Source organism: Shewanella goraebulensis, from assembly GCF_030252245.1.
In the GTDB taxonomy this organism is placed as follows: Bacteria; Pseudomonadota; Gammaproteobacteria; order Enterobacterales; family Shewanellaceae; genus Shewanella; species Shewanella goraebulensis.
In genome coordinates, this window is sequence record NZ_CP126972.1 from 3302169 (window position 1) to 3320836 (window position 18668).

Consider the following 18668-nt stretch of genomic DNA (forward strand, 5'->3'; position numbering starts at 1 on the left):
CTTTTTTTAAGAGTTATTTAAACCACTTAATTGTGGTTTTTTTATACCTCAAATTTGTCAACCTCTTACCTTTCAACATATAGCCTTCTATAAACACATCATTAATTCAGGTATAACTTCTAATACTGCAGTATTTTTAACGCTCAAATGTTTATCTTATTCCAGCCGATTAAGCATTAACCCTACTTTCAGTGAACAACACAACTCGCTATTTTGGTCTTTAGCCTGTCATAAGCTAGACAGTAAAGAGATTTATTAAATACAGTGATAAATAGTGATTGCTATCGTTCACAAGCTAAAGCATAGGGTGTGTTTATCCATATCAATTATTCTCCTTAGTTGTTATTGGAACATTTAGCCGAGCCTTCAATTAAGCTATCTACACAAACACTCAACTAATTAATACCATTTCTCATAAACAAGCACTTTAAGTGTTCATGAAAATAGATATAAAAATAACCCGAATAATAGATATAAAAAAGAGGCCTACGGCCTCTTATATTTATTCTATAACTCGACAATAATTAGCTTGCTTGAACAACCTTTTCTAGTTCAATATCTTTTGATTGATAATAGGTCAGCCGCATAATTGCCACAGATAAAAAAGCTAATAATCCGCAAGATCCAATAACAACCCCTTGCCATTCTAATTGGTGCCAAAAAAGCATCAAATACGGCCCTCCAAGAGACGCTCCGAGATAATAACTACATAGGTACAAAGAAGTTGCTTTAGCACGATGTGTCGATGCTCTGATAGCCACAAATGAGTTACAGCAGCTATGAGTTAAAAAGAAACCACTCGCTGTGAGTAAGAATCCGAGCGTAATAGCAGCTAGGTTATCCATTAAGGTAAGCAGTGTCCCTAATAACATGACCAATAAGGCACCTTTAAACAAACGTAACGCACCAAATTTTACAACCCAATTGGATGAAAAATACGAGGTTAGCGTACCACTCAAATAGCACAAGAAAATCAGGGTAGCTGCAAAACGGCTAAAATTATATGGGTCATCCATAAGGTGCAGCTGAATAAAACTAAATTGATTCACCATCATCATGAATGCGAGCCCACCAATGGCATAAACCAAACGCATTTGATGGTCGGTTAAGTGATAAATAAAGCCACCAATATCTTGTTTTATCTTTGATAACACTCCAATAGAATCTTTAATTTTTTCAGGTTTTAGCTCTCGCCTAGGCAAGAGATACGTTACTAGGGTAATACCAATGAATGTCACAGCAAAATTGACCGTCATCGCTTGCTCCCAAGTGCAGTATTGCGATAACAAACCACCCATTAACCTACCGCCAATCCCACCTAAGCTATTGGCCATAATATATATACCGGCTGCTTTTAGCAGAAAGCTAGCTGGTAACTGGTCTTTAAAGTAAGCCATAGCAATTGCAGGAACAGCAGCTAATAAAACCCCTTGCAGTAATCTCACCATCAATAACGCATCAAAATCCTGTGCAAATATTAACAGAACATTTGAGGCTACTAGTAACCAAAGGCTCACCATTATGGGCGCAAGACGACCAATACGATCGGAAATAACCGCATACATTAATAATGAAAAAGCCAGTGAAAAACTGGTAACAGAAAGTATTAAAGTGGCTTTAGCGCCTGTAACATCAAAGTGTTCTGCAATCGAAGGCAGCATGCCTTGTACGGCATAAAGGTTAATATAGACAACGATAGAGGCTAAACATAAAGCCCAAATGAGTCGATGCTCAGAGCGAGAGTAATCTACTTCATTTACAGCATTAACACGCAAATCAGGCACAACTTAAGCCTCGATTATAAAAAGAAATGAAATTTGATTATTGCTTGTTAAGCAGCACATGCAATTAGCGATATAAGAAGATGTGATTTACGTCTTAATTCCTAGGAATAAAAATCAAGACGTAAACGAAATAACATCGATTTAGCTGAACTTGAATAGATTCTGTTTAACGTTCAACTTGCTTCATAATAACTTCGGTAGTGAATTTATCGTTATTTACAACAGGAAATTTATCATAGGTTTGAAAGATCACTTGCCCTTGATATGAAATCATTGCCACTACACCGTATTCAATATCATCATCTATGCTGTCCGCAGGTAACGTAAATTTAAATGGCACAGGAGCACGAGCGATATCAAAGTTTTTCTGCGAAATAATCAAGCCGGGCGTATTTAAGTCAATAATTGCAATATCAATTCGGCAGCCAGCAGGAAGAGTAACCCGCTCTAAATAGCCAGCATAGCCATTAATAACAACTGGCTCATCAGGCGTGACAGTGACGCATGCCGTCAATATTAGAGTTATTACCCCAAAGACCATTGCTTTAAAACCATTCTTCATCGTCATTACCCTTTCGTCATTCTTAATAGGCCTTCTTGAGTTGCTGAAGCAACCAAACGCCCTTGTTGATCAAAAAACTGCCCTTTAACAAAACCACGACCGCCACTAGCATTGGTACTTTCAACACTATAAAGCAACCAGTCTGAAAAATTAAATGGTCTATGGAACCACATCGCATGATCTATGGTTGCCATTCTCATACCTGGCGTTAAAAATGATACCCCATGTGGCTGTGCAGCTGTGACTAGAAAATTAAAATCTGAGGCATAAGCCAACAAATATTCTTGTACGCTATGATCTGTTGGGATATCGCCACTGGCGCGCATCCAAGTATATCGCTTAGGTTCAGTCGAGTCTGGCGCAATTGGATGCACAGGGTTAACCAAACGCATTTCAATCGGTGAATCAGCCATGAACTTTTCTAGTATTTTTGCCGGCACTTTATCACGCATCGTCAGCGCCAATTCTTGCTGGTTCAATAAGCCTTCTGGTCCAGGAACGTCAGGCATGATCGCCTGATGGTCATATCCAGCTTCGGGCGTTTGAAATGAGCAAGTCATATAAAAAATTGGTCGACCTTTTTGAATCGCCTTCACTCGCCTTGCACTAAAACTGCCACCGTCACGCATATTCTCCACATCATAAACAATTGGCAATTTCTCATCACCAGCGCGTAAGAAATATGAATGCAACGAATGCACATGCCTATCTTCGCTAACAGTTTGTTTTGCAGCGCTTAATGCTTGCCCCATTACTTGTCCACCAAACACATGGCCAAATCCCAAATCCTGACTTTGGCCACGATACAGACCAAGCTCTATTTGTTCTAGTGACAATAATGAAAGTAAATCATTTAATACCTGACTCATAAATACCCTAACGCTGTTGATACCATCTCAATTATCTAAGGTTACCTTAGAACCGCACATCAATAGTAAAAATAATCATAAATTTACGGTTATATGTACAAAATATGAAAAAAATCAGCACAAATAACAATAACTTTTTACCAAATTGCGCGATCACAATCTCGTACTTAATCGTAAAAAATTGCTATGCTATTAGGCAATCCTAATTTAACTCAATATCTTGAAGCCTTAACTATATGCAATCTTGGATTTTAGCTATTCGACCACGCACCCTACCCGCTGCAATTGGTCCTTTATTAATTGGTAATATTCTAGCGCTGCACCTAGAACAATTTAGTTTTACAATTGCATGTATCTCTATGTTGTGTGCCATTTTATTACAAATAGCAGTTAACCTAGCCAACGATTATTTCGACTTTAAGAACGGTATTGATACTGATGAGCGTGTCGGCCCTGTTCGTGTAACCCAAAGCGGTATGATTTCACCTAATAGCGTACGTAATGCCATGATATTGTGTCTTGTATTAGCATTACTTGTTGGTTCAGCATTGATTGTGCACGGTGGTTGGCCTATCGCCGTTTTAGCCGTTGCAGCATTACTTGGCGCTGTTTGTTATAGCGGTGGACCATACCCGCTTGCATCTCATGGACTAGGTGAAGTTGCAGCATTCGTATTTTTCGGCTTAGTGGCCGTAGTCGGCAGCTATTACATTCAAGCGGGTGATACCAGCACCAGCGCATGGCTGTTAGGTAGTGCAATAGGCATGTTTAACGCAGCGATTATGTTAGTCAACAATACTCGCGATATCCAAACAGATACTAAAGCAGGCAAAAACACACTTGCTGTGCGTATCGGTCAAGCCCAAGCTCGTGTGCTATACCAAGCATTAGTGTATTTACCATTCGGGATCATAATTGGTGGTTTCTTAATGGGATACTTACCAGGAATTCCCGTTTTATTAGCTGGACTTTCGTTAGTTTATGCCCGCCAGCTTAGCGGCGAATTTAGCAACACCAGCGGTGAAGCGCTTAACCCCATTCTTGGCAGAACAGCCAAACTGACCATGATATTTAGTTTTTTATTCAGTATCGGCTTAGTGATTAATTAGCGCTTAAAATCAATAAAAGCACTTCTCATAAAGAAGTGCTTTTATATAACTTGCACAGATAATGGATTTAATGATTAATTAACTGGCTTCCATAGCCGCGTTAGCATTGGCAGATATCTGCTTTCTATCAAAATCATCATTAAGTAAAATTACATCAGCAATAGATGCCCTTAACTTTATTGATGCAGGTGCTTTAGACGTCGTCCTCTGACTCAGTGACTCACGTAATAGCACCACTTCTAATAACTTTTCTAGCGCTTCATTATCTTTTGTCTCTAACGCTGGGAGTTGTTTTAAAGCAGCATTAGAATATTTATTATATTCGGTGGTAAGAACATCAATGGCTTCAACTAATCTTTTTTGCTTATCCGCTTTCGTTGACATGTATATTCCTTTATTTCAGTTAGTACCTTAGTTCAACCTATATTAGACTTGTGCCTTTTACAAGGCCTGATGAGTTTAGATAATATCTTAATTAATATACAGAATAACTGAATACGAATGATTCGTTATTAATAGTTAGTGCAGTTAAATTAAAACTCAATTTAAAAATTAAAAATTGGATACAAAAAACGCTTCTTAAAAGAAGCGCTTTTAAACGTAGACTATATTTTAACGGATTAAATTAAGCCACTTTTGCCTTTTAACAAAAACTAACAGCTTAATTAAAACTATACTTTAGATAAAGTTCGCTCTTTAGCACTCCAATCTAAATGATACTTTTCGCCAGCTGGCTTGTCAGTGCGTTCAAAAGTATGGGCACCAAAAAAGTCGCGCTGACCTTGCAGTAAGTTAGCTGGCAGCGTCTCACTACGATAGCTATCGTAATAAGCCACAGCAGAGCTAATACATGGTGCTGGAATGCCTTGCATTACTGACGCAGCTACCGTCTTGCGCCAATTCATATGCTTAGCTGATAAACTGTCGCTGAAGGTTTGAGCCATCAGTAAGTTTGGAAGCGCTGCATCATCTTGATAAGCTTTGGTAATTGACTGTAAGAAAGTTGCACGAATGATACAACCTGCACGCCAAATCTTAGCAATTTCAGCAAAATCTAAAGACCAATTTTGCTCTTTTGCCGCCATCGCCATTAATTGAAAACCTTGTGCGTAACAACACACTTTGGCGCAATATAATGCATCTTCAAGATTAGCAATAAACTCCGCTTTTTCAGCATCATTTAAAGCCACTTTGGCTGGGCCAGCAAGCTTTGAGTTTAAATTAACTCGTAAATCTTTTTGTGTGCTCACAGCGCGTGCATAGACTGCTTCAGCAATCGTTGGCGCAGGACAGCCAATTTGTAAACTGCTTACCGCAGTCCATAGACCAGTGCCTTTTTGACCCGCTTTATCCAAGATCATTTCAACCAGAGGTTTACCCGTTAACGGATCATCTTGTTGTAACACCTCTGCGCTTATTTCCATCAGATAGCTATTTAAACTACCTTGGTTCCAAGTATGGAAAATACTACCGACTTCATGAGCAGATAAACCTAAGCCATCATGCAGTAACTGATATGCTTCGCAAATGAGTTGCATGTCAGCATATTCAATACCGTTATGCACCATTTTAACGTAATGGCCTGAGCCTGCAGGTCCAATGTAAGTCGTACATGGCTCCCCTTCAATCACTGGGTTACCCGGCTCAAATCGCTCAATAGGCAAGCCAGTTTCAGGGTCGACTTTAGCAGCCATTGCTTTCCATACTGGAGCCACGTATTGCCAAGCATCTTTATCGCCACTCGGCATAAGCGATGGGCCAAAGCGCGCACCAACTTCACCACCAGAAACGGCAGAACTAAAGAACACAAACTTACCTTTAAAGCGTGCTTCACGTTCAACGGTATCAGTCCATAAACTGTTACCTGTATCAACGATAATATCGTCAGACTCGATACCAGCTTCGATTAATGCATTACACACACCATCAACCGGTCCACCAGCAGGCACAGATAACACAATGACACGAGGTTTAGCTAAAGAATCAAGCATTTCAGTAAGATTATTACAACCTAGCATTCGGGGAGCTAAGTCAGCTTTTCTTTCGGCTTGTTCTTGATTAATCGCACCATTTACTTTTTCACTGTCAAGATCGAAAGCCGCTACCTGATAGCCATTATCAGCAATATTTAACGCGAGATTTTTGCCCATAACACCGAGGCCGATAACGCCGATGTCTGAACGAAATGATTGGGTTTTCATTATTATTTTCCAAAGGTCACAGAGATTAATCGCGCGTAGCGAATCCATTTGAAGGGGGATTATACGGATTTATGTAACAAAATTACAGTCGCAAAATGTGCACACTCTATTGCATAAATAGGAAGAATAAAAAACAAACAATTTTTATTGAATAAACACAGATAGTTATAAGAAGTGCTAGTAAATGTAAATCATTAATGCATCACTAAAATACAGAATAAACAGTAATGATGAGTCTTAAATATTAAAGGCGTATATTAAAAAAGGGCTGTACGAGCAAATCGGAGTGATTTTTCAAACTCGTACAACCCTTTGGCAAGCGTTATGTCGGTTTAGTTAAAGCCGTGCATCACATCAATACCAAAGCCTTTGCCCTCACCATGACAGGTTTGACAAGACTCATCACCAGGTTGGTAAATAGCGCCTGAGCTTGCATCTTGCTGGAATACACCACCATAACTTGCAGCGTGGGCAGCCCAACTTTCAACATTGTTATGACAAGCTGAGCATGTAGCGACTGTTGGTGAATACTCGGCAACTTCGCCAGTCATGGTTGCATCAGGGGTTGCTACTACCACAGAGTCTTGCGCTGATAGCGTTTCCATATCAAGTTGGCCTTCGTCATGACATGCTCGGCAATCATTCGCCGCAGCAGGATAAGTCATATCTTCACGCTCGTTACCTTGATAACCCACAGTTGTTCGCGTATTGGCATGTAATGAATGCACTAACTCACGGTAGCTTAAGCTGTTATTGATGGTTCTAAATGCTTTGATGCTAGCATCACCAGGGGTGTGCTTACGCGTCGCATTCATGTATTTAACCATGTCGTTGGTATGACAGCTTTGACAGCTACCATCTGTCAATGTTGTTGCTACTTGCGGTGAATGACATGCACCACAGGTTGCGCCATTACCAGGAGTCGATATTTTACTGTGCGCATCATTGACACGTTGCTGGAATTGCTCATCATGACAAGCCACACATTTTTGGTTATTCACCAATTCAGCGTAAACATCTACATTGGCAGTTAAAGCAATTGCGCTGTCAGCAGGCACTTCGGCAGTAACAATGTTAGTATCTGAATCCAACGCATCACATGAAGCAGCTAACCCCGTTGATTTATCGCCACATGCCATTACTTTGGCAAATAATGTTCCTTTATCCTCTAAGCCAAAATCAGCAACACCGGCATTAGTAATTGTCACAGTCACAACAGAACTATCTCTAGTGAGTGTGATATCGTCAGCTCCTGAGACAATATCCCACACTTTACGTTGACCATTATCAGTTGGCATTACGTCTTGTTGATTATTACCTGAAGCGACAATCCATAGATTATCAATAGCAGGATCAGCAACTGGATTAGTGCTTAACTGATTAAAGGTTAAGGTGGCAGTTAACGTGTCCTGCGCCTCATCTACAACACTGTTAGTTAACGCAAACTGGTATTGCTGCATCAAGGTGTCTGTCACGCTCACAGTAGCATTGTGGAAAATGGTCGAACCTAATGGATTATTACTATCTGGGTGACAACCACTACAGCTCATCGCCCATGCATCAGGAAACACATCGCGATCATGGAATAAGCCTACCGCAGTACCATTCCAGGTATCAGGTGCATATTTCTCATGACAACTTAAACAGGTTTCTTGACCAGGATATTGGTAAAAGTCAGCTTGAGGCGCACCGTCTTCAATATGACATTGCTGACATTGATGCATGTCACCAGGGTAAGACAAATCACTATAGTCATGGACTGAACCTTTATAGCCAATCACTAAGTAATCACTCTTATGTATTTTATGTACTAAACTCGCCATACCAATGCTCACACCGGTTTCAGGATCACCTGAATAACTGGTATGACACATGACACAGCCTTCATAATCAAAGCGTTTGCTGCCATGCATTAATAAGCTATTGTCTGCCGATAAATCATCTGTATGACAGCGATAACAGCTTTGCTCAGCAGCCAGTAATATCCGAGTGTCTTCTGCTGCCGCAGCAATACCCGTTTGAGGATCAAAATCAAATGTGGTGTTAACTAACATAGTATTAATTTCGGCATCGGAATAAGGCAATAATTCTAAATAAACCCGATGAATATTTTCAGCAGTGTAGTCAGTATTGATACCATCAATATTTGAATAACTGTCTAAGGTTTGTGAAAACGTATAACGGTACAAACCATTACCTATTGCTTCAATACAACCTTCTTTACATGAAGATTCAATACTGGCTTGCCATTGAGTGCCTTTATTTTTATCCCAGCCCTCTTCTAAATCATTATCAGCAACGTCACCCGGCTCCACTATATTATTGATATAACTTGTCCACTGCGGTGACAAATCAGTTTCAGCCGTAGATTGAACGCTAGCGCTATCAGCTTCATTTAATGGTCTAACTCGTCGTTGCTGCTCGCCCAGTTTAGCAATACCCGCACCCAAAGTAGGAATTGACTCCAAATCAGCTAACCCACTGACAGCAACACCATTGACGTTACTCAAATAGAATTCAAAAGAGACGTTTAACGATTCATCAATCGTAACTTTTTCAATTTCAGCTTTTAATGAAGTCGCTGAAGAAATCGCAATATTAATGTCACCAGATTCGCCATCTTCACCATTACTTCCGTCATCACCGGAACATGCTGTAAGTGCAACCATTGGAACTAAAACAAGTGGTGTTACCCACTTCTTATATTTCCTAATTAACAATTTGCTCATCATTGTTATTCCTTTTATTAATTCACGGCATTTATATTTATTGTAATAATTATTTATTTATTAAAATCTTATTGTGACAAAAATCATGAATCCACCCAAAATATAAAAACAACGACTGACAAATAAGTATATTCCACAAACTAAAATACTGAATTTAAAAATAACAATTCTCAAACATGAAACCCAATACTATTTTCAGCAATTAAATAGAAAGTCAGTTTTTAATAAATGAAATTCACTGTAAAAAAATGTGACTCAAGATATATATTCAGACTAATTACAAAATCAAGAAAGTAAACGTGATCATAGTCAACTTGTTTTTAATTTAATTAAATAATACTCAACTCATAAATATAAACATAAAAGCAATATTTATAATTAAGAGGAAACAAATATGATTACAAGGAGAGCACTACTTGCTAATGGCGCTAAGGTCGCTGTCGGAACCGTTTATGGTGGAACATTAGTCGGTTTTTTAACTGGGTGTGGTAGCAGTGATGACGCAGAAACCCCGATAGTTGAAGTCATACCCGGTGGACTCATGGTCGTCAATCCTATCCTATGTGTAGGCTGCCGACGTTGCGAAATAGCCTGTAGCTGGAGCCACGAAAAATCAGCTGTCAGCCCAAGTACCTCAAGAATTAAAGTTGCCAAAAACCTCAACTTTGGCCCCCATGGCGTGCAGCCAAACTATCAAGACCAGCGTGGTGAGCAAGGTGATAGCACCATTGTGCCATCTACCTGTCGTCAGTGTGATGTCTGCATGACAGTTTGTCCCCAAGAAGCAATATCTGTTAACGAAGAAACCGGTGCAAGAGTTGTTAATGACGACTTATGTGTTGGTTGCGGTTACTGCGCAGATAAATGCCCGCAGCAGGTTATCACCATAGATAAAACCACTCGAAAATCTCTCAAATGCGATCTCTGTGAAGGCAGTCCTAATTGTGCCCAAGTTTGCCCGACTGGGGCAATTAAGTTTTATACCTGGGAAGACGCCATTGCCGAGGTTGAACTTCATGAAAAGTATTTGGAATTAGTTTAAAAACTAAAAAGGAATAATTATGACTACTACATATGGTGGCTGGGCCGGTTATATTTTAAGAGTTAATTTAACAACAAAAGTTATTACTAAAGAAACAACAGAAACCTACCATGATTATATTGGCGGCATGGGAATAGGTTATAAAGTTTTATGGGATGACCATGTCGACGGAATTAAAGCCACTGATGAAGAAAACCAATTGGTTATTTCAGCGGGACCATTAAGTGGCTCTGGCGCAATTTGTTCTGCAAGAACCACAATTACTTCTCGTAACCCTGTTATTCGAAATCACTTAATCACTGATGGCCACTTTGGCGGTCATTTTTCACCAGAACTTAAATTTGCTGGTTACGATGCAATTATTATCGAAGGTAAATCTGAAACCCCTGTCTGGCTAAAAATTGTTGATGACACTGTCACCCTAGAACCCGCTGACTCTTTATGGGGAGTAGGCATATTCGATACCTTTGCCAACATCAGTAAATTAATGGGACAACAAGCTCAAGTTGCAGCGATTGGACCAAGTGGTGAACACCTTGTAGCTCAATCAACTATTCAAACTCAAGGTGGCCACTCAGCAGGCGGTCATGGCGCGGTTTTGGGCTCTAAAAAGCTAAAAGCCATTGGCATTATTGGGACCGGTACAGTAGACATTGCAGAATCGACAACCAATGAGCAATTACGTGCATTAGACGATCATATTCTTGGGATTATTGGTGCTAACAATAATGGCGTAGTACCAAACCAACCGCAATCTTGGGCTGAATACAGTTCTACAGGCAGTCGCTGGCGCGGTGGACCTGGCGTAACATGGGGAGCTGCAGATAACCCAGTCGATGTGGGTGAAACACCATGGGATGACCGTCAGAAAGTGGGCATGCGTACATCAATGGCCGAAATGTATTTTGGCCGTGATGAAGCCAATAAAATCTTTAAACGTCCAGGTGGCTGCCACTCGTGCCCTATTCGCTGTTTTTGCGAAGTTAAAAACCCAAAAATGAAAACCGAATACAATCTGCCAACTGAAAACATTACTAATGTATGTTTAGGTTTTCTCGATCCTTGGTACGCCATGGGTAAACCAAGCAGTGGTGAAAAACGAACCGACATTCAAACCGTTGGTGCCTATTATATGGATGATAATGGTATTTGGAGTGCTTACGGCCAACTATCCCATTTAATGCGCGAATTTACCTCTCGTGGTTTTTGGGAAATCATTCTACCTGCAGAAGAATTTGCAGCGATTAACTGGGCACAATACGCCGATCTCGATGCCCATTTTATGCAAGATTTCTATACTCGTATTGCCTACAGTGAAGACTATCCTGGCTCAAATATTCTAGGGCGCTGCCTAGGTCGAGGCCTACATGAATTCATTAATGAAAATGGTGAACTGTACAACGTTGAAGATATTCTTAATGAGGTCGACACCCCTCGTATGGCTGAACTCACTTTTGAGCTTGAGTCTGACGCTGATTACGACCTAGTGGGTAAAACCTACAGTGTATTTCTCGATAAAAACATGAAAGTGTTTAACCGTTCAATGGTCGGTGGCGTTCACCATGCCAGTGAATCTGCAGGTCAAGTGGGAGCGCTGCTGAACACGGTATTTAACCGCGATCCGCAATGTCACTCGCACATCAATTTAATTAACTGTGGCCTCCCCCATGCCAAAATCGCCGAAGTGGCCGCATCACTTTGGGGCGAAGGCGCATTTGACCCGGTTAAACACTACACAGCAATGAACACCTCAAAAGCTAAATTTGCTAAATGGTGCCTCGTGAAAAATGTATTACATGATTCACTCACTCTGTGTAACTGGATGTTCCCGCTTGTGGTGTCACCAGATGCGAATCGAGACTATATTGGTGACAGCTCAATCGAAGCGCAAATGTTCAGTCTCGTCACAGGCATTGAAACATCAGAAGCCGAACTGGACGCCATGGCAGAAAGTGTCTTGCAATTGCACCGCGCACTTACCGTGTTGCAAATGAATGAAATCGATCAGCGTAATAAACATGATGTCTTGTCTGAATGGGTTTACGACTTAGACCATGATATGAGCTTCGGTGACGAAGGTACGATTAAGATGGACAGAGACGATATTCAAATTGGCTTGGATATGTTTTATGCCGAAATGGGATGGGATAAAGAAACTGGTGTTCCTACTCGCGCCACACTTGAAAAGTTCAAGCTAGGCTATGTAGCAGATAAGCTTGAAAGCTTAGCATTGCTTCCAGCATAAGTGAGCCATTTATGATTGAACTGGTTGATTATATTCGCTTGTTAAGTAAGGACGGTCGTCTTGTGACGGCCGAACAAGTCATTGCCCTTGCAGGTCTAACGCTTGAAATAGAAGATGTTGAACTCGCTCATCAACAATTGATTGAAGATAGCCAATACCAAGATATCGACATCATTAAAGGAGCAAGTGAACACTACTTTTATTCAAAAAGGTATATTGTTGCAGCTTACGCTAAGCAATGGATGGGTGTAAAAGATGGCAAGTTAATTGAAACTATGGCGGATTATATTCGCCGTTATTCTGCAATGGGTGAATTGGTCGCAGCAACTAACTTTACCCATCCACCTTATAAACTTGAGCGTACAGAGTTGATGTCATTAACTGAGAAGTTTAACGCTACTGCAGGGTGTGAAGATATTCAATTTCAGTTTGATGCCAAATCGGCTGAAACAGATAGCCAAGGCTATTACTTTTCAATCAATACCATGACGAATACATACGCGAAAGTATTGGCAGAACATGACCCATTTGAATGGTCTGCTTAAGCATGTTTTTGATTGATGTTACATAAAAAACTAACACCAATAAGAGCATCTAAAAGCAATGCCATTCTGCCAGTGTAATACTAATTAGTGCCAATCTCGGTTGGCACTAATAATTTTCTCTAAAATCACGCCCGACGAGTTTGTTACTTCAAAATACGCGCTTAACCTAGCCATTAGAATAAACTTTTGAATGATTTCTCTAGTACTATTCGTGAGTTAACACTTCAATGGTATAAGTCATACAAAACCGTGATTAAGGTACGAGTTTTATAATATTTCACTCCCAACCCACCTCTAAATTGGTACATTGGCTACAAGGTTAAACAATAATAAGCATGAACCATGATCCCTACAACAACACAGGAAAGGCTACTCAATCTCGACTACATGACCTTATTAGTGTTCTTAAGGTTGTACGAGTTTCAAAGTGGTAAATTAACAGCAGAATCATTTAACGTCCCCCAATCAAAAATCAGTCGCTGTTTATCCCGACTCAGAGAGGCATTCGACGACCCTCTGTTTATCAAAAAAGTATCAGGACTCGAAATTACCGATAAATCTCAGCGTTTATACCCAATACTAAAAAGAATCGAAATTAATCATATCGATCTTGCCCAAGAAATTGATAAAAGCATTGAAAGCTTGAATAACGATATCACTATTCATGCACCTTCAGGCTTCACAAATGGCGTATTAAGAAAACTATACAACTGCCAGTGTGACAACATCTGCGGTAATACCTGCGTCAAATCTGCAGTGCTGCAAGACAATGGTCCAAACGATGAAGAAATGCTGCTCAATAATCAGTGTGATATGGTCATTACTTGTAACCCATCAATACACGTTGGCATTCAGAGCCAGAAAATATGCGAAGTCACAGACACCTTTGTGGTAGCAAAACATGATCACCCAATCTGGGATGAAATCTATAAACCCATTCTAGATAGAGTACTGAACTACCCTGTGATCCTCACTGAGGTTTTACACTTTAACAGCGAGCTTGAAGCTACACCGTTAAAACAATTTGCCGATGGCAGAGATCGCGAACTAAAAGTGGCGGCTAAAACCAATAATCTCAATGAAATTTACGACTTTCTCACTGGCACTGACGCCATAACATTAGTGGTTTCTCAAGGTGCGGTAGATTACTTAACGAATGATGACTCACTGCGAGCGCAAATCGTCCCACAAACAGAGCGTGTAGAGTTAATGCGCAATAAGCCAAATATGACGCTGTATATGCAAACCCGTAAAACCGAACGTAAATTATCAAACTGCGTTAAAAATAAAATTGCAGATCTCATTTGCTCAGGCGCTAATGGTTGTATCAAAGCCTGCCAATTAGAACGTTAGTCACTGTATTAGTTACAGTACTAGTAAGAGTAATAGTAAGAGTACTAGTAAGAGTACTAGTAAGAGTACTAGTAAGAGTACTAGTAAGAGTACTAGTAAGAGTACTAGTAAGAGTACTAGTAAGAGTACTAGTAAGAGTACTAGTAAGAGTACTAGTAAGAGTACTAGTAAGAGTACTAGTAAGAGCACTAGTAAGAGTACTAGTAAGAGTACTAGCCACAATATACCTTTCAAAACTAACTCCAACTAGCCTGCTAGTTGGAGTTTTTATATCCGTAACCAGCCTCTCCTAAAATGACTGATTTGACACACAGACATGAAGCACGCAAGATAATCCATTAGAATAAAAGCACCAATAATGAAATAAATCAGAATTTTATAAAACACCAATAATAATATTGCGGCCATAACGCCAAGGCTAATGAGTCACAAAATTTGCGAAGAATGGAATCCTCATGTTCAGACAAAACATTATCATTACAGGTGCCAGCTCAGGGCTTGGACAAGGCATGGCACTTGAATTTGCTAAGCAAGGTGCCAACTTAGGTTTATGTGCAAGACGTACCGATCGTTTAGAAGAATTAAAATCACAAATTAACCAAACCTACCCCAATGTGACAGTGTGGATATTGGCATTAGATGTCAACGACCACCCACAAGTCTTTGATGTATTCGAGCAGTTCAATTCTCTGATGGGCACTATTGACCGAGTTGTGGTTAACGCAGGCATGGGCAAAGGCGGTTCAATTGGTACTGGGTTATTTGAAGCTAACAAACAAACTGCCCAAACCAATTTTGTTGCGGCATTAGCGCAATGTGAAGCCGCAATGAAAATATTCAGACAACAAAATACTGGTCATTTAGTGACAGTTTCATCCATTAGTGCTCTACGAGGTTTTAGACGTGCAATGACCGTTTATGCCGCTACAAAAGCGGGGTTAACGTCACTCACTGAAGGGATCCGATTAGATGTAATGAACACCCCAATCGCAGTAACTTGTGTCCATCCAGGTTATATTAAAACTGAAATAAACGATCACGCAGATGGCGCACCATTTATGGTGGATGCTGAAACAGGTTGCCGCGCTATGGTCAAAGCCATTAACAAAGAACCCGCTAATTGCTACGTTCCTAGTTACCCATGGGCATTTATCCAACTTATCCTGCGAATATTACCTGATAAGCTTTTACGAAAGATGAGCTAAAAACCAACAAACTGCAGATTTATCAAACCAAAACAAGGTCAAACTGCTCAATAAATAATTTGATACCGGTTCATCTAAAATAATTTTTCATATAAAAAAGAGAAGCTATTGGCTTCTCTTTTTTATTCAATCAATACTGTATATGTTTATTTCGAGGAGTATTAGCTACTTTAGCTCTGTAATATTAATCGAACCTTTACCATAAGTCGGGTGGCCTTTTTGTTGTTCTTCAGGCAATTGATTGATGCAGTAGTTAATATAGAAAATATTCAGTACCACAGTGAAGAACTTATTCATTTTTAAGTCGATACCGAAATTCACATGGGCATAATCTTGTAATGCAGCTCGCGCTCTAAAAGACCAAAATACATATAAAAAGAACGCCCCCATTAATAACAAGCTACCTATTCCACCCAGTAACCCTATTTCGCTATGTGACAATACACCACCAAAACCAAAGCAAACGGCAATGGATAATATGAACGAATCATCAGCGGTTCGAATAGAAGTAATTTCATCCATTTTCGGGTATTTGGCGAATAGCCAAATAATCGGATATATTCCACCTGTAAAAACAGTTAACCAAAACAGTCGGCTGGTTTTAGTATTAATTTTTTCAGGTAACTCTTTAATGTTGTTCATAAACGTTGTTCAAGCCTTTGTCTGCTTTAGGGTTAATTCTGACTGTTGGATAAAATACTCAAGCGATTATAGGGTAAAAAACAAATTAGTTTGATTAAATAACACTATAAATCAGCACTTAACTCCCATTTTAGACCAAATAACACTGTTATCCAGCTCTAAGATGTCCATTTCCAAGCCGTTAATAACATCCTAAATTTTATCATTTGATTTTTGCTGGCAATAAAAAGCGAGCCAATTGGCTCGCTGTTAGTTAACGCTTTAAGCATCTTTAATCTACACAGTTAACTCTTTAGTTAGCGAATCTGCATAGCCCATTTTCGTTAATGCACTGCGAACAATATCTAATGTCATTGGATCTTCAATTGTCGCAGGTACTGTGTACTCATTGTTATCAGCAATCTTACGCATGGTGGCGCGTAAGATTTTACCAGAGCGAGTCTTAGGTAACTTTTGCACTGCACTGACTAATCTAAACGAAGCGACTGGGCCTATTTCATGACGCACTAACGCCAGCAACTCTTTATAAAGTTGTTCATCAGATAAGTTAACGCCATTTTTAAGCACCACTAATCCTAATGGCACTTGGCCTTTAAGCTTATCTTGCACTCCAATGACAGCGGCTTCTGCAACAGCATCATGCTGACATAAGACTTCTTCAAAGCGCCCTGTAGATAATCTATGGCCGGCGACATTAATGATGTCATCAATGCGGCTCATAATATAAAGGTAACCATCCTCATCGATATAGCCCGCATCTCCCGTTAAGTAATATCCGTCATACATCGACAAATAACTGTCCACATAACGAGCGTCATTATTCCAAAGCGTGGTGAGATTACCCGGTGGCAACGGCAGTTTAATCACCACATTACCGCTTTCATTGGCAGAAACTTGCTCACCCATCGCATCGAGTACTTCAACTTGATAACCAGGAACGGGTCTTGCGGGCGATCCTGCCTTAATCGCAATCGGATCAACGCCCATTAAGTTAGCTGCCACAGGCCAGCCTGTTTCAGTTTGCCACCAATGATCGATAACAGGTTTGCTGAGTTTATCTTGAGCCCAATAAAGCGTATCAGGATCGCAGCGCTCACCTGCAAGAAAGACTTGTCCTAAACAAGATAAATTAACGCCTTTAAGGAGTTCGCCATTTGGATCTTCACGTTTAATAGCTCTGATAGCTGTTGGGGCAGTAAAAAAGCTTTTTACCTGATAGTTTTCAATAATACGCCAAAATGCGCCTGCATCTGGGGTGCCAACGGGCTTACCTTCATACATTAGTGTTGTGGCACCAGCCATTAACGGCCCATAAACAATGTAAGAATGACCAACCACCCAGCCCACATCAGATGCAGCCCAAAATACATCACCCGCTTCGATATTATAAATATGCTTCATTGACCAAGTCATCGCCACCGCGTGGCCACCATTATCACGCACAACCCCCTTTGGCTGCCCAGTGGTACCCGAGGTATACAGCACATACAAAGGATGAGTTGATTCAACAGGCACACAATCAACAAATGGTGCATCTGCTATCGAAGTCTGCCAATCAGCATCTCTCACTGGTTGCATCTCAGCACTATATTGGGGGCGATTTAAAATAACGCAGTGATTAACTTTATGAGTGGCTTGATTTAATGCTTCATCTAAAAGCGGTTTGTATTTCACCACCCCAGAAGGCTCGATACCACATGAAGCCGAGAGAATTAATTTCGGTTTAGCATCGTTAATCCGTGTGGCTAATTCATTTGCTGCAAAGCCGCCAAACACCACCGAATGAATAGCACCAATTCGAGCACACGCTAACATCGCATAAGCAGTTTCAGGCACCATAGGCATATAAATCACAACTCTATCGCCTTTTTCAATGCCAATTGATTGCATGTAACCTGCTAAGCGGCTGACTTGAGAAAGTAATTCTTGATAGCTAATACTGTATTGGTTTTGAGTCACAGGGCTCACGTATTCGATAGCAATTCTATCCCCATGCCCTGCCTCAACGTGCCTGTCGACAGCATTAAAACAAGTGTTCATTTTACCATCAGCGAACCATTGATAAAAAGGCGCCTTAGACTCATCTAACACTTGTTCAAATGGTGTAAACCAGGTCACAGCTTTTGCAGCCTCTTGCCAAAAACCTTGTTTATCAGCTAAAGACTGCTGATGCATCTTCATCCCTAATCCAGCCATCTTTTACTCCCCAGTCATATGCTATATCAGTTAATTTTTAATCACGGTGATTATTTTTATGTCATTATGGCGTGGTTAAAAAATAATCCCCATTAGACCAAGGGATATAACATTTAATCAGCAAGGAGTGTGTTAAATGGCACTAAAATAATTAGCTAAGACATTGAAATTCAAACACTCGTATAA

General features: G+C 40.2%; 14 protein-coding genes. 6 read left to right on the plus strand and 8 right to left on the minus strand.

Annotated elements, in window-relative coordinates; all coding sequences use genetic code 11:
* Window positions 1-524: 524 nt before the first annotated feature.
* From QPX86_RS13990 to tesB, 3 genes are all read right to left on the minus strand, one after another.
* Window positions 525-1775 carry an MFS transporter gene (locus QPX86_RS13990; protein WP_407696634.1) on the minus strand — a complete coding sequence of 417 codons (1251 nt, stop codon included), beginning with the start codon at window positions 1773-1775 and terminating at the stop codon, window positions 525-527.
* A 175-nt stretch (window positions 1776-1950) separates the two neighbouring features.
* The gene (locus tag QPX86_RS13995) at window positions 1951-2346 is read right to left on the minus strand and encodes a YbaY family lipoprotein (RefSeq protein ID WP_374758531.1); all 396 of its coding nucleotides are present in this window, start codon (window positions 2344-2346) and stop codon (window positions 1951-1953) included.
* 5 nt (window positions 2347-2351) lie between these two features.
* Window positions 2352-3215, minus strand: a complete 864-nt coding sequence (gene tesB, locus QPX86_RS14000) for an acyl-CoA thioesterase II (protein ID WP_220755632.1) — start codon at window positions 3213-3215, stop codon at window positions 2352-2354.
* Window positions 3216-3451: 236 nt separating this feature from the next.
* On the opposite strand from tesB, the gene QPX86_RS14005 reads away from it, so the two are divergent.
* Entirely contained in the window at window positions 3452-4324 is an 873-nt protein-coding gene (locus QPX86_RS14005; RefSeq protein ID WP_220755633.1) for a 1,4-dihydroxy-2-naphthoate polyprenyltransferase, read from the plus strand.
* Between the two features lie 78 nt (window positions 4325-4402).
* Here the strand turns inward: QPX86_RS14005 and QPX86_RS14010 are convergent, their stop codons facing one another.
* The 3 genes from QPX86_RS14010 to QPX86_RS14020 form a co-directional block, all read right to left on the minus strand.
* Complete coding sequence (locus QPX86_RS14010; RefSeq protein WP_220755634.1) at window positions 4403-4708, minus strand: hypothetical protein; 306 nt, start codon at window positions 4706-4708, stop codon at window positions 4403-4405.
* 287 nt (window positions 4709-4995) lie between these two features.
* Window positions 4996-6525: an NADP-dependent phosphogluconate dehydrogenase gene (gene gndA / locus QPX86_RS14015; protein WP_220755635.1), complete on the minus strand. Its 1530-nt coding sequence runs from the start codon at window positions 6523-6525 to the stop codon at window positions 4996-4998.
* 332 nt (window positions 6526-6857) lie between these two features.
* Window positions 6858-9257, minus strand: coding sequence for an OmcA/MtrC family decaheme c-type cytochrome (locus QPX86_RS14020; protein WP_285163033.1), 2400 nt, complete (start codon window positions 9255-9257; stop codon window positions 6858-6860).
* A gap of 391 nt (window positions 9258-9648) precedes the next feature.
* Between QPX86_RS14020 and QPX86_RS14025 the strand changes: the two genes are divergently transcribed.
* The 5 genes from QPX86_RS14025 (at window position 9649) to QPX86_RS14045 (ending at window position 15644) form a co-directional block, all read left to right on the plus strand.
* The gene (locus QPX86_RS14025) at window positions 9649-10296 is read left to right on the plus strand and encodes a 4Fe-4S dicluster domain-containing protein (RefSeq protein ID WP_285163034.1); all 648 of its coding nucleotides are present in this window, start codon (window positions 9649-9651) and stop codon (window positions 10294-10296) included.
* A gap of 19 nt (window positions 10297-10315) precedes the next feature.
* Window positions 10316-12541: an aldehyde ferredoxin oxidoreductase gene (locus QPX86_RS14030; protein ID WP_220755184.1), complete on the plus strand. Its 2226-nt coding sequence runs from the start codon at window positions 10316-10318 to the stop codon at window positions 12539-12541.
* Window positions 12542-12552: 11 nt separating this feature from the next.
* A complete protein-coding gene (locus QPX86_RS14035; RefSeq protein WP_220755183.1) occupies window positions 12553-13086 on the plus strand; it encodes a hypothetical protein in 534 nt (177 codons plus the stop codon).
* 342 nt (window positions 13087-13428) lie between these two features.
* Window positions 13429-14439, plus strand: coding sequence for a LysR family transcriptional regulator (locus QPX86_RS14040; RefSeq protein WP_220755182.1), 1011 nt, complete (start codon window positions 13429-13431; stop codon window positions 14437-14439).
* 455 nt (window positions 14440-14894) lie between these two features.
* The gene (locus QPX86_RS14045; protein ID WP_220755181.1) at window positions 14895-15644 is read left to right on the plus strand and encodes an SDR family oxidoreductase; all 750 of its coding nucleotides are present in this window, start codon (window positions 14895-14897) and stop codon (window positions 15642-15644) included.
* 165 nt (window positions 15645-15809) lie between these two features.
* Here QPX86_RS14045 and QPX86_RS14050 read toward each other — a convergent pair whose 3' ends face one another.
* On the minus strand, window positions 15810-16286 hold the full coding sequence (locus tag QPX86_RS14050; protein WP_220755180.1) for a hypothetical protein: 477 nt from the start codon (window positions 16284-16286) through the stop codon (window positions 15810-15812).
* 276 nt (window positions 16287-16562) lie between these two features.
* Window positions 16563-18482: a propionyl-CoA synthetase gene (locus QPX86_RS14055; RefSeq protein ID WP_285163035.1), complete on the minus strand. Its 1920-nt coding sequence runs from the start codon at window positions 18480-18482 to the stop codon at window positions 16563-16565.
* Window positions 18483-18668: the final 186 nt, after the last annotated feature.

Excerpts from the sequence above, each read along its gene's own strand:
- gndA (WP_220755635.1), bottom strand. The coding sequence starts at position 6,525 with ATGAAAACCCAATCATTTCGTTCAGACATCGGCGTTATCGGCCTCGGT.
- QPX86_RS14055 (WP_285163035.1), bottom strand. The coding sequence starts at position 18,482 with ATGGCTGGATTAGGGATGAAGATGCATCAGCAGTCTTTAGCTGATAAA.
- QPX86_RS14045 (WP_220755181.1), top strand. The coding sequence starts at position 14,895 with ATGTTCAGACAAAACATTATCATTACAGGTGCCAGCTCAGGGCTTGGA.
- QPX86_RS14020 (WP_285163033.1), bottom strand. The coding sequence starts at position 9,257 with ATGATGAGCAAATTGTTAATTAGGAAATATAAGAAGTGGGTAACACCA.
- QPX86_RS14005 (WP_220755633.1), top strand. The coding sequence starts at position 3,452 with ATGCAATCTTGGATTTTAGCTATTCGACCACGCACCCTACCCGCTGCA.
- QPX86_RS13995 (WP_374758531.1), bottom strand. The coding sequence starts at position 2,346 with ATGAAGAATGGTTTTAAAGCAATGGTCTTTGGGGTAATAACTCTAATA.
- QPX86_RS14035 (WP_220755183.1), top strand. The coding sequence starts at position 12,553 with ATGATTGAACTGGTTGATTATATTCGCTTGTTAAGTAAGGACGGTCGT.
- QPX86_RS14050 (WP_220755180.1), bottom strand. The coding sequence starts at position 16,286 with ATGAACAACATTAAAGAGTTACCTGAAAAAATTAATACTAAAACCAGC.
- QPX86_RS14010 (WP_220755634.1), bottom strand. The coding sequence starts at position 4,708 with ATGTCAACGAAAGCGGATAAGCAAAAAAGATTAGTTGAAGCCATTGAT.
- QPX86_RS14025 (WP_285163034.1), top strand. The coding sequence starts at position 9,649 with ATGATTACAAGGAGAGCACTACTTGCTAATGGCGCTAAGGTCGCTGTC.
- tesB (WP_220755632.1), bottom strand. The coding sequence starts at position 3,215 with ATGAGTCAGGTATTAAATGATTTACTTTCATTATTGTCACTAGAACAA.
- QPX86_RS14030 (WP_220755184.1), top strand. The coding sequence starts at position 10,316 with ATGACTACTACATATGGTGGCTGGGCCGGTTATATTTTAAGAGTTAAT.
- QPX86_RS14040 (WP_220755182.1), top strand. The coding sequence starts at position 13,429 with ATGATCCCTACAACAACACAGGAAAGGCTACTCAATCTCGACTACATG.